The organism is Micromonospora yongxingensis (assembly GCF_052601155.1).
The window spans coordinates 1-10,671 of record NZ_JBQXEO010000048.1; the positions used below are offsets into that span (position 1 = coordinate 1).

Annotated in this window: 11 protein-coding genes and 1 tRNA gene; 8 read left to right on the forward strand and 4 right to left on the reverse strand. The window is 69.4% G+C overall.

Annotated elements, in window-relative coordinates:
• Positions 1-869, reverse strand: an 869-nt coding sequence (locus ACTWLT_RS31315; protein WP_445321461.1) for a trypsin-like serine protease, incomplete at its 3' end; no start/stop codon positions are given.
• Between the two features lie 332 nt (positions 870-1,201).
• Here ACTWLT_RS31315 and ACTWLT_RS31320 point away from each other — a divergent pair.
• From ACTWLT_RS31320 to ACTWLT_RS31330, 3 genes are all read left to right on the forward strand, one after another.
• A complete protein-coding gene (locus ACTWLT_RS31320; RefSeq protein WP_445321462.1) occupies positions 1,202-1,963 on the forward strand; it encodes a hypothetical protein in 762 nt (253 codons plus the stop codon).
• A 128-nt stretch (positions 1,964-2,091) separates the two neighbouring features.
• Positions 2,092-2,697: a class I SAM-dependent methyltransferase gene (locus ACTWLT_RS31325; RefSeq protein ID WP_445321463.1), complete on the forward strand. Its 606-nt coding sequence runs from the start codon at positions 2,092-2,094 to the stop codon at positions 2,695-2,697.
• A 268-nt stretch (positions 2,698-2,965) separates the two neighbouring features.
• Complete coding sequence (locus ACTWLT_RS31330) at positions 2,966-3,337, forward strand: hypothetical protein (protein WP_445321464.1); 372 nt, start codon at positions 2,966-2,968, stop codon at positions 3,335-3,337.
• 207 nt (positions 3,338-3,544) lie between these two features.
• On the opposite strand, the gene ACTWLT_RS31335 is transcribed toward ACTWLT_RS31330, so the two are convergent.
• Positions 3,545-3,620, reverse strand: a tRNA-Arg gene (locus tag ACTWLT_RS31335).
• Between the two features lie 407 nt (positions 3,621-4,027).
• On the opposite strand from ACTWLT_RS31335, the gene ACTWLT_RS31340 reads away from it, so the two are divergent.
• Positions 4,028-5,146, forward strand: coding sequence for a baeRF2 domain-containing protein (locus ACTWLT_RS31340; RefSeq protein ID WP_445321465.1), 1,119 nt, complete (start codon positions 4,028-4,030; stop codon positions 5,144-5,146).
• A 322-nt stretch (positions 5,147-5,468) separates the two neighbouring features.
• Positions 5,469-6,449, forward strand: coding sequence for a helix-turn-helix transcriptional regulator (locus tag ACTWLT_RS31345; protein WP_445321466.1), 981 nt, complete (start codon positions 5,469-5,471; stop codon positions 6,447-6,449).
• 30 nt (positions 6,450-6,479) lie between these two features.
• Here the strand turns inward: ACTWLT_RS31345 and ACTWLT_RS31350 are convergent, their stop codons facing one another.
• Together ACTWLT_RS31350 and ACTWLT_RS31355 are read right to left on the reverse strand one after the other, a co-directional pair.
• Entirely contained in the window at positions 6,480-7,154 is a 675-nt protein-coding gene (locus tag ACTWLT_RS31350; RefSeq protein WP_445321467.1) for a DUF6766 family protein, read from the reverse strand.
• Between the two features lie 83 nt (positions 7,155-7,237).
• A complete protein-coding gene (locus tag ACTWLT_RS31355) occupies positions 7,238-7,576 on the reverse strand; it encodes a hypothetical protein (RefSeq protein WP_445321468.1) in 339 nt (112 codons plus the stop codon).
• 293 nt (positions 7,577-7,869) lie between these two features.
• Between ACTWLT_RS31355 and ACTWLT_RS31360 the strand changes: the two genes are divergently transcribed.
• The 3 genes from ACTWLT_RS31360 to ACTWLT_RS31370 form a co-directional block, all read left to right on the forward strand.
• Positions 7,870-9,663, forward strand: coding sequence for a thiamine pyrophosphate-requiring protein (locus ACTWLT_RS31360; RefSeq protein WP_445321469.1), 1,794 nt, complete (start codon positions 7,870-7,872; stop codon positions 9,661-9,663).
• A 75-nt stretch (positions 9,664-9,738) separates the two neighbouring features.
• Positions 9,739-10,284 carry an HPP family protein gene (locus ACTWLT_RS31365; protein ID WP_445321470.1) on the forward strand — a complete coding sequence of 182 codons (546 nt, stop codon included), beginning with the start codon at positions 9,739-9,741 and terminating at the stop codon, positions 10,282-10,284.
• A 141-nt stretch (positions 10,285-10,425) separates the two neighbouring features.
• Positions 10,426-10,671, forward strand: a 246-nt coding sequence (locus ACTWLT_RS31370) for an NADPH-dependent FMN reductase (protein WP_445321471.1), incomplete at its 3' end; no start/stop codon positions are given.

Here is a 10,671-nt window from a genome sequence, read left to right on the forward strand (position 1 = left end):
ACGTACTGGGAAAGGAAGGCCCGGGCGCTTGGCGCGTCCAGCCGGTAGACCACGTTCGTGGCGTAGCAGGGGGCGTCGCCGGTGATGGTGGTGGCGGCGAGGATCCGCTGGCCGTCCACGGTCACGAAGTTCGGGCCGCCGGAGTCGCCGTAGCAGGCGCCGCCGTAGCCGCGGCTGGCGTTCATCGCCAACCGCACCCAGGTCTTGTTGAGCGCGTTGAAGCCCAGCTCGGCCTTCATCCGGACGCCACCACCCGGATGTGTCTGCCCACCCGGCCCGCGCAGGGCTTCCTCCGTGCCGTACCCGACGACCTCCCACGGGGCGGCGTCCAGCGCGCGGCTGCCCAGCGCGTCGAGCTGGCCGGCGGTGGGCAGGGTGGCCGGCGTGAAGTCCCACCTGCGGTCCAGCTCAGCGGCCTGACCAGCGTCGAAGGTGACCACCGCGATGTCCTGCGAGTCCGCGGAGTTACCGGGGTAGGCCGGGTTGGTGTGCTCGGTGCCCTCGACGGCGACCGCCGCGGCCACCTGCTCGGGACTGAGCCCGGCGGCCCTGGCCTCGGCGAGAGCGGCCTCCACGTCCTGGTCGAGTGAGACGTAGAACCGCGCGCCCGGTGCCCAGTCGGTGGTGCAGTGCGACGCGGTCAGGAAGACGTCACGGTCGATCATCGTGCCGGAGCAGGACCAGTCGACGACATCCGGCGTGCCGGGGTCACCGTCGCGGTCCCACTGCACGATCAGGGCGCCCACCTCGGTGCGTTCCGGCGCGGGCACAGCGTTGTAGGTGTTGATCGCCGACGCCGGTGTGGCGCCGGCGACCGCCACGGCAAGCGCGACGGTGGTCAGGCTGACGAGCAATGGGGTACGACGCACGACTTCCTCCGACGGGTCCAACGGTGACCCGCGCCAAGGTCGGACGCGACCCCCTCGATCCGCGTCCAACCAGGCACGGACAGGCCGCAGCGGTGCCAGCCCTGGATACGTCGAAGCCTATTCCCGGCGGTGGAAATGCGAAGGGCTGGCGAGGCGCAGCGCATTTCGGCGGATTCTCGTTACAGAGGCTGCCGTGAATGCGTACCGCTCACTGGCAGGCCCCTCGGTCGAGCGGCCACTGCGGACTGTCGGTGCGCGCAGACAGGCACGACGGACCGGCTCCCGGAGCCGGGTGGCACATCGGTTGACGGTCGACCGTTAGGGTCACGTCTATGCGTCGACTGATCCCTGCCATTTCGATCGCCCTCGCCGCCGCCCTCGTGGCTGGTTGTGGCACCGACTCCGGCGACTCCGCCCAGAACTCAACCGCTCCCGCGACGTCCGCGGCCGACCCGGTCACGGTCGTCCAGCAGGCCATGGACCGCAGCCTCGCCGGCACGGTCAGCATGGACGCCTCGGTGAAGGCCGGCAACCAGTCCATCACCCTCAACGGAAAGATGGACCCGGCCGCCAAGGCGATCCACGTCACCGGGAACGCCCCCGAGCCGATGGAGGCCCGGCTCATCGGGGACGCCGCGTACATCAAGTCGGACTCGCTGGAAGGCGAGAAGCCGTGGATGAAGATCGACCTCAACAAGCTGCGCCCGAACAGCTCGCTGCGCCAGTCCTTCGACCTCAAGTCGCAGACCGGCCTCATCGGCGGCATCGTGACGGCCGAGGCAACCGGCGAGGGCCGCTACAAGGGCACCGCCGACCTGGAGAAGGCGGCCGCCGCCGCCAGCGCCGACGGCGGAATGCGTGAGGGCATCGAGTCGTCCGCCAAGCTGGCGAAGGACCCCAAGGCCATCCCGTTCGAAGCGACCGTCGACGGCGAGGGCCGGCTCACCGCGCTGTCGTACACGATCGCCACGAAGACCCTCGGCGACCTCGTCACCGACATGAAGATGAGCGAGTTCGGCAAGCCGGTGACGGTGACCGCGCCGCCGGCCAACGAGACCGAGAGCGCCTCCGAGGAGATGTACAAGTTCTTCTGACCGGTCACGTCGTCAGGGGAGCGCCGTCGGATGTCGCCGACGGCGCTCCCCTCTGTCTCAGCCGGCAGACCGACCCCGTGGACGAGGGTTCCGAGGCAGCGGTCGGCGACAGCTCATATAGTCCTGCGGTGCAGATCGAACAGGTCCGGCAGGCATATTCGTCCGTCGCAGAGCTCTACATCGGGCTGTTCGGTACCAGCCAGCAGGTGCACGCCGACGACCTCGCCTTCATCGGCCGACATCTGGCGGGCCGACCTGGTGCGGTGCTCGATCTGGGCTGCGGGCCGGGCCACATCACCGGGCACCTTCGCTCGCTTGGCGTCGACGCAAGGGGGATCGACATGGTCCCCGAGTTCATCGCCCATGCGCAGGCGACTCACCCCGACGGTAGCTACCAACTCGGGTCGATAGAGCACCTCGACGTCGCCAACCACTCCATCGCCGGCATCCTGGCCTGGTATTCGTTGATCCATTTCCCGCCGCACCGTCTCGACGGCATGCTCGTTGAGTTCCGCCGGGCAATGGCGCCCGGCGGTGCGCTGGTGCTCGGTCTCTTCGTCGGTGACGAGGTCGCCGCCTTCGACCACAAAGTCGTGACGGCGTATCGCTGGCCCCTCGACGAGGTCTCCGAGCGATTGACTCGAGCCGGCTTCGCGGAGGCTGAGCGCCTACAGCGGCCCAGCGACGGCACTCATCGACCGCACGCCGCCATCGCGGCAGTCGCAACCGCGTGACCTGAGCTGAGCAGCATCGTGACGCTTCTGCGGGCTACCCGTACGAGCTCATGATCAGCTTTGGCCTGGCGCCCCCGGCAGGAATCGCCTGCGACACACGGTTTTGGAAGTGTCGATGCAGCCGGGCACATCCGGGCGACAACCTGGCTCGGCCTGCACTGCCGTCCCTGCTGCGGCCCGCCGACTTTCCCGCCGTTGACCCCTGGCGTCCGTCGCATCGGGCACCGCGCGGGCACGACAAACGGATCTTCCGTGACACTCTTGGCGTGTGCGCGACAGTGATCCGACTGACGAAGAGAGGACGTTCTTCAGCGAACTGCTGTGGCGCGTCCCAGGGCTGCACGACTGGTACCACGAGGATCCCGACGGCACCCCATGGATAGTTGCCTCGTACGACTTCGTGGTCGGCGACCACGTCCACAAGACGCTTCGCCTCGACTATGACGGCACGAACCTTCGAGGCGGCTGGAGCCCGGCCTGTCTCAACTGGGACGACGGGGTACGCGCGGACGAAGCATTGATCGATACCGCACCTCCGGACGGTCTCAGACTCGACGGCGTGGACCCAGGCGCCGCAGCTGTGGCGGCATCCAGCTGGTTCGCAATGCACCTGGATCGCTGGGAGCAGCAGGCACGCTGATGCGACGACGTGCAGACAGTCGGTTTGGAAGGTCGAAGATCAGGGCCGACAAGGCCCTGGCGGGCCAGGTCGAGGACGTACCTACGTGACCGCTCATGCCCTCTGTTGACCATCTGGGGTACCGGCTACGTGGCGAGGCGATCGGGCACGCAGCGGGCACGCAAGCCCCGGAGGGCGGAACAATGATCGGTGATCAAGGCTGTGACCTGGTGCCCCCGGCAGGATTCGAACCTGCGACACACGGTTTAGGAAACCGATGCTCTATCCCCTGAGCTACGAGGGCGCGAGCGCCTAGTCTAGCGACCTGCGCCTTGACCTGGGGTGGCAGGGAGTCGCCCCGGTTCACCCACGTCACCCGGACCCCTGTTCTCCCAGCCCAGCACCACCTCGTCCAGTAGGTCGTCGAGGCCGTGCGGCACACAGACCAAGGTCATCGCGACCACGGTCGGCGTGGCGGACTGGTTGTCACTGCTCGTCGCAGTCGACACCGGGGGCGTACGGCCTGGGTTCGCCCATTGGGTGAATGAGGCCGTCCACGCCCTGCCGGTGAGGCGAGTCGTGGGCCATGGCGAGCTCCGCTGATGCGCTGTCGAACCGCATCGGGGCCGATCGTTGTGATTCCGGGACGAGACGTGACGCCGCGAGATGTCGGGGTAGGAGGTGCCAGGAGGAACGACGAAAGGTGCTGTCATGAAACTGAGGTTTCTGCGACCGCTGTTCGACCAGCCCGGCCCGTGGGCATCTGTCTACCTGGACGCCAGCCGAGCAGGTGAGAACGCCGACCACGAGATGGAGCTGCGCTGGCGGGCGCTGCGGGAGGACCTGACCGACCAGGGGGTTGATGCCGCCACGCTGGACGCCCTCGACGGAGCCGTCCGTGACCGGCCGACCCAGCCCGGCCGGTACGGGTTGGCGCTGTTCGCCTGCGCCGGGCAGGTCGCCCTGGTCGAGCCGATGCCCGCTCCGCCACCGAGCGACGAGGCGCAGTACGGCCCGCTGCCACATGTCATGCCGCTGCTCGCTCAGCGCCGTGCGGAGGTTCCGCACGTCCGGGTGCTCGCCGACCGTACCGGCGGCGACCTCGACGCGATCACCGCCGACGGCACACCCCGGCAGCGCACGGTCGAGGGCGATGAGACCTTCCCGCTGCGAAAGGTGCAGGTCGGCGGCTGGTCGCACCGGCGCTATCAGCAGGCGGCCGAGGTGTCCTGGGAACGTAACGCCGGCGACGTGGCCGCCGCCACCGTCGACCTCGCCGAGTCCATCGACGCCGAGGTGATCGTCGTCGGCGGGGACGTCCGGGCGGCGCAACTGTTCGTGGAGCGGATACCCGTCCGGTGGCGCGACCGCACGGTGCGCACCGACGCGGGCTCCCGCCACGCCGGGGCCGACAACGCCGCGCTGGAAGACGTGACCGTGCAGGCCATCGCTGAGGTGACCGACCGACACACCCGCGACATCATCGACCGCTACCGGGCCCAGGCCGGGGACGGCAGCGCGCCGACCGGGCTGGCCGAGGTCGTTGCCGGGCTCCAGCGCGGGCAGATCGACACCGTGCTGCTGGTCAACGACGCCTCCTCCACCGACACTCTCTGGATCGGCCCCGACGACCCCACCCTCGTCGCGGCCGACGAACAGACCGCGCGCGCCCTCGGCGTGCAGAACCCCCAACGGGTACGCGCCGACGCCGCCCTGGTGCGGGCCATCGCCGGCACCGACGCCGAACTCATTCTCGTGGAGCCCGACGACGTACCGCTGGAGCACGGCATCGGCGCTGTCCTGCGCTATGCCGACGCCAACACCCCATGACGCGGCGGATCCATCACCAGGCGATCAGCGAGGGCTGTGCATTGCCACGTGAGGTCGTGCGTCTTGATCAGCTGAAGGCGGCCAGGAGCAGCGAACAGGCAGTCGGGCGGGACGTGGGTGCCCTTGCCCGACTGCTTGACCAAGGGCACCCGCTAAATCGCCGTGGCATCGGCCCGAGCGCGACCTACCTGCTGCTTATCCGCAGCAGGGTCGTAGCGCCAGGGGGACGGGCGGTGGTCTACGCCTGGCGCGAAAGTGATGCGTATCGTGGACAAGAGGCTTGCCCGGGGATTCCTGGCGGGGCCCTCTGGGAGAGGCGGACATGACAGACGGCACTGTCTATTCCGGCTCGCACTGGCAGCGCTACGCGACCACCGACACCGATGAGGCGCACGCCTACATCCGGCGGGCCTTCCTCGACGTCACGGTGCGGTTCTCGGGTGAGGGCCGCGACGGAGCCGGCTTACGTACCGTTGCCACCGGCCTCGCCGACATTGACGTGACCCGCCTGCACTATTCGGCGCGCACCCAGCTCCAGACGGCCCCCGGCGGGGACCTCAACATCACCCACATGATGAGCGGGCACTTCACCGTCGCCAGGGGCAAGGACGAGTACCGGCTACGGTCCGGGGAGGTGGCGCTGATGCTGCCGGATCAGCCCATGGATGCCGACTTCGACGACATCGACGCGTTCATCGCCCGCCTTCCCCGCGCCCTGCTGGAGGAGGTCGCCCACTCGCAGTCCGGCATCAGCGGCGCGGACCTGCGCTTCGACAGCTACCGGCCGATCTCGGCCACGCTCGGTCGCCATTGGACCCGGACCCTCTCCCACCTGACCCGCAGCGTGCTGTCCGACCCTGCTCTCATGGCCAACCCACTGATCGCCGGGAACACCCGCCACCTGCTCGCGGCGACGGCCCTGGCCGTGTTCCCCAACACCAGCCTGGACGCGGGTCTGCGGGCAACCGGCAAGGTCACTCCGCAGGCGTTACGCCGAGCCCTGGCCTACATCGACGACAACGCCGAACAGCCGATCACGGTCGAACAGGTCGCCGCCGCGGCCGGCGTACACGCCCGGACCCTGCAACTCGCGTTCCGCCGCCACCGCGACACGACGCCGATGCAGTACGTCCGTCAGGTCCGCCTCGAACGCGCCCACCGCGACCTGCAGGCCGCGGACCCGGGCACCGGTGTCACCGTCACCATGATCGCCAAACGCTGGGGCTTCACCCACCTCGGACGATTCGGCACCGACTACCGCGCCGCCTACGGCAGCAGCCCCAGCCACACTCTGCGCACCTGACGCCGGCCTCATTGTCGAACCTCTGGATCCTCAGCCCTCCACTCCGGTGGCCGCGTGCGCGGCGCCGACCGGCTTGGACTGCGACGACCCCCGCTGCCTCAGATAGATCGACAGGACCACCATCGACGTCACGGCCAGTAGTTCGGACTGCCAGTTCTGCAGGGTGCGGTTCCAGAAGTCGGGTTGGCCCAGGTACTGGCCCCAGGACACCGGGTCCTGGAGGTTGCCGAGCTGCTGCTCGTTGTACGCGGCGACTCCGGTGATGGATTGCGCCAGCCACGACAGCAGGAAGATCACGCCCATGACCAGGCCCAGCGAGTGGGAGAACAGGGTGTGCCGCAGACCACCGATGCGCGCCCAGGCGGGTGAGGTGTCGGTGGCGTACACGCCGACCATCTGGTCCTTGTCGGACTCGCGGCCGGCCTTGTCGAGTTCCTTCGACTCCGGTGATCCCCTCTGCAGCAGCCACACGGTCAGGAAGATGTAGAGGAAGAACTGCAGGTACTCGGACTGCCAGTTCTCGGTCACGTCCACGGCGAAGCTCGCCGACGCGACGTACCGGCCGAGCGACACCGGCGGCAGACCCTCGCTGAGCTGCCGCTGGTTGAAATCGGCGTGCCCGGCGAACGCCTGACCGCCCAACGTGACGAGGAACAGCAGACCGAAGATCAGACCGAGGGAGTTCTCACGCAGGAATCGCCTCACCTGTGCAGCACCCCTAGCGCGGAGAAGTAGACGAGCCCCGCGGCGACCAGGAGCAGCAGCAGAACGAACTGGAATCGCATGGCTCAGCCTCCCTGGAGCACGCAGTCGTAGGGCTTGTCAGCCCGGGCGGTGCAGCCGGCGGCTACCACGTGCCAGCCGCCGGGGAAGGAGGCGAGGAAGACGGTGTCGGCGCTGAGCCGCACCTGTGCCCGCTGGCCGTACACGTCACTGGCGGTCACCGTGCCCGGTTCGGGCAGGCCCTCCTCCAGGATGGCCTCGGCGCACGGCTTGTCGGCGGACTGCTCAAGCTCGGCGACGGTGTCGGGTGCCAGCAGCGCACAGGCGCCAGCCCCGTCCTTGGCGGCGACGGCGTTCAGCATCCGCACCGTTACGGCAGCCGCCGCATCGCCGCGGTCGGTCACCGAACCGCACCCTGCCACGGTCACCACAGCCAGGGCTGCGCCCACCGCCGCCCGTGTGAACCTCATGCAGAAGGACATCCCCCACTCGGCGCTCCCAACGGGATTAGATCACCGATTCGCATCGCTCGACGGTACGTCCGGTTGCATCCGATACGAGCGGCGTTGCCGGAGACGTCCCAGGCTGCGGCGGACGAGGTAAGGAACCCGAAGAGGTGCTGTCCGTCCGGTTCGGCAGATCGGCTCTGGGTACGGCTACATCCTGGGACGGCGGGTCGAGGCGAAGGAGGCGGGCGGTGGCGGACGCGACGGTGTCGGACCTGATGGTGGCGCGGTTGGCCGAGTGGGGCGTGGACCGGGTCTTCGGCTACTCCGGCGACGGCATCGACGGGGTGATGGGCGCGCTGCGCCGCGCCGGTCGGCCCGAGTTCGTGCAGGCCCGCCACGAGGAGACGGCCGCGTTCATGGCCTGCGGCCATGCCAAGTACACCGGTGGCCTGGGGGTGTGCCTGTCGACTCAGGGACCGGGCGCGGTGCATCTGCTCAACGGCCTGTACGACGCCCGGCTGGACTCCCAGCCGGTGCTCGCGATCGTCGGGCAGCAGGTGACGTCGGTGTTGGGCAGCGGCTACCAGCAGGAGATCGACCTGGTACGCCTCTACGGCGACGTGTGCGCCCAGTTCGTGCAGACCGCGTACGCGCCCGAGCAGTTGCCGATGCTCCTCGACCGGGCGATTCGCACGGCCCTGGCGACCCGCAGTCCGACGTGTGTGATCCTGCCGCACGACGTGCAGACCGCGCCCGCTCCCGACCTCGGCGCGCACGAGCACGGGATCATGGTGACCAGTCCCGGGTTACCGGTGCCCGAGCTGCGCCCCCGCGCCGACGACCTGCGGGCCGCCGCGGATCTGCTGAACGCGGGGCAGCGGGTGGCGATCCTGGTGGGGCAGGGTGCTCGCGCCGCAGCCGGTGAGGTGGTCGAACTGGCCGAGGCACTCGGCGCGGGAGTGACCGCGTCCCTGCTGGGCAAGCCGGTGCTGGACGAGGCGCTGCCGTTCCACACCGGCGTCATGGGGCATCTGGGCAGCACCGCCAGCAGCGCCCTGATGAGCGGGTGCGACACGCTGCTCATCGTCGGCAGCAACGATCCCTGGTCGGAGTTCTACCCGGCGCCGGGGCAGGCCCGGGCGGTGCAGATCGACATCGACGGCCGGCGCCTGGGCATGCGCTACCCAGTGGAGGCCCCGCTGCTCGGCGACGCCGCCGAGACCATCCGGGCCCTGCTGCCGCTGCTCACGCCCCGATCGGACCGGAGCTGGAGACAGCACGTCGAGGGCGAGGTGACCCGCTGGCGGGACATCGCCCGGCGGCGGGCCACCGCCGAAGCCGAGCCGCTCAACCCGCAGTACGTCCTGCACGCCCTCACCGATCGCCTGCCCGGCGACGCGCAGGTCTCGGTGGACGTCGGGTCGGTGACCTACTGGTACGCCCGGCACCTGCGGCTGCCCGTCGGCGTCGACGCGCACCTGTCCAGCACTCTGGCCTCGATGGGCTCGGCGATGCCGTACGGCCTGGCCGCGAAACTCGCCGCCCCGCACCGCCCGGTGGTGGCCCTCGCCGGGGACGGGGCGATGCAGATGAACGGGCTCGCCGAGCTGCTCACCGTCGCGCACCGGTGGCGGGACTGGGCGGATCCCCGGTTCGTGGTGCTGGTACTGCACAACCGTGACCTGGCGGAGGTGAGCTGGGAGCAGCGGGAGATGGAGGGTGACCCGCGCTTCGTCGACTCCCAGCGCCTGCCCGACGCCCCGTACGCCCGCTGGGCGGAGCTACTGGGCCTGCACGGCGGCCGGGTCACCACGCCGGCCGAGGTCGACGCCGCCTGGGACCGGGCACTCTCGGCGGACCGGCCGATGCTGATCGAGGCGATGGTGGATCCCGCGATCCCGCTGCTGCCGCCCACGCAGCCCTACGAGAAGGTCGCCACCATGTACGAGGCGCTCGGCCGGGAGGGCACCGATGTGGGCCGGCGAGCGCTGGCGCACCTGCGCCGTGAACGGGCGACCGAGGGCTTCGACGACCCGCAGTAACGGCGGGTAGGTGTGACGACCGGGGTATCGCTGAGCCGGCCGGTGCGGGCCGGAACGAGACAGAGGGAGAGCGTCATGGGCCAGGCCCGGCAGCCGGCCCACGCCTTCGCGGGCAGCGTGCTGGCGCTGGTGGTCGCCGGGGTGGTCGCGCTGGCCACGCATCAACCGTGGCTGTTCCCCAGTCTGGGGCCGGCGGTGATGCTGCACGTGGAGAAGCCCGGCTCCCCGGAGTCCTCGCCGCGCAACACGTTCATCGGACACGGGGTGGCCCTGCTGGCCGGGTACGGGTTTCTGGTGGCCTGCGGGCTGGCCGACAACCCCTCCGTGCTCCAGGAGGGGGTTAACGGGCTGCGGATCATCGCGGCGGCCGGGTCCGTGGCGATGACGGCGTTGGTACTGGTGCTGCTGAAGGCGTCTCATCCCCCGGCAGGTGCGACGACACTGATCGTGAGCCTGGGCCTCCTGCGTACTCCAACCCAGTTGCTCATCGTGGCCGGCGCGGTGGTGCTGGTGACGGTCGTCGACTGGCTGTACGGGCGGGTGTCGGGCCGGCCGATGCCGCTGTGGGCGGCACCCGGGCAGTCATCGGAGGAAGCACGCCGGCCTCTTCGTCCCAATTAAGCGGTTGTGGCCCGCGCGGGTCCGTCGTCCGGTGCGATGTGACGGTGGACATGAGTCGGGCTTACTTGCTTGACGAAGCAATTTGTTGACGTACCGTTGCCCCGCCAGCAAGACCTCTACTTCAGCGCAGGAGGAAGTGCCATGACCAGGATCGGAATCATCATCGGCAGCACCCGGCCGGGGCGTAACGGCGCGGCGGTGGGCCAGTGGGTGTACGAGGTGGCCCAACAGCGCACGGACGCCGAGTTCGAGCTCGTCGACCTGCTCGACTACAAGCTGCCGCACCTGGACGAGGTGTACCCGCCGTCGATGGGCCAGTACCAGCAGACACACACGCTGGAGTGGGCGAGCAAGATCGCTTCGTTCGACGGTTTCATCATCGTGACG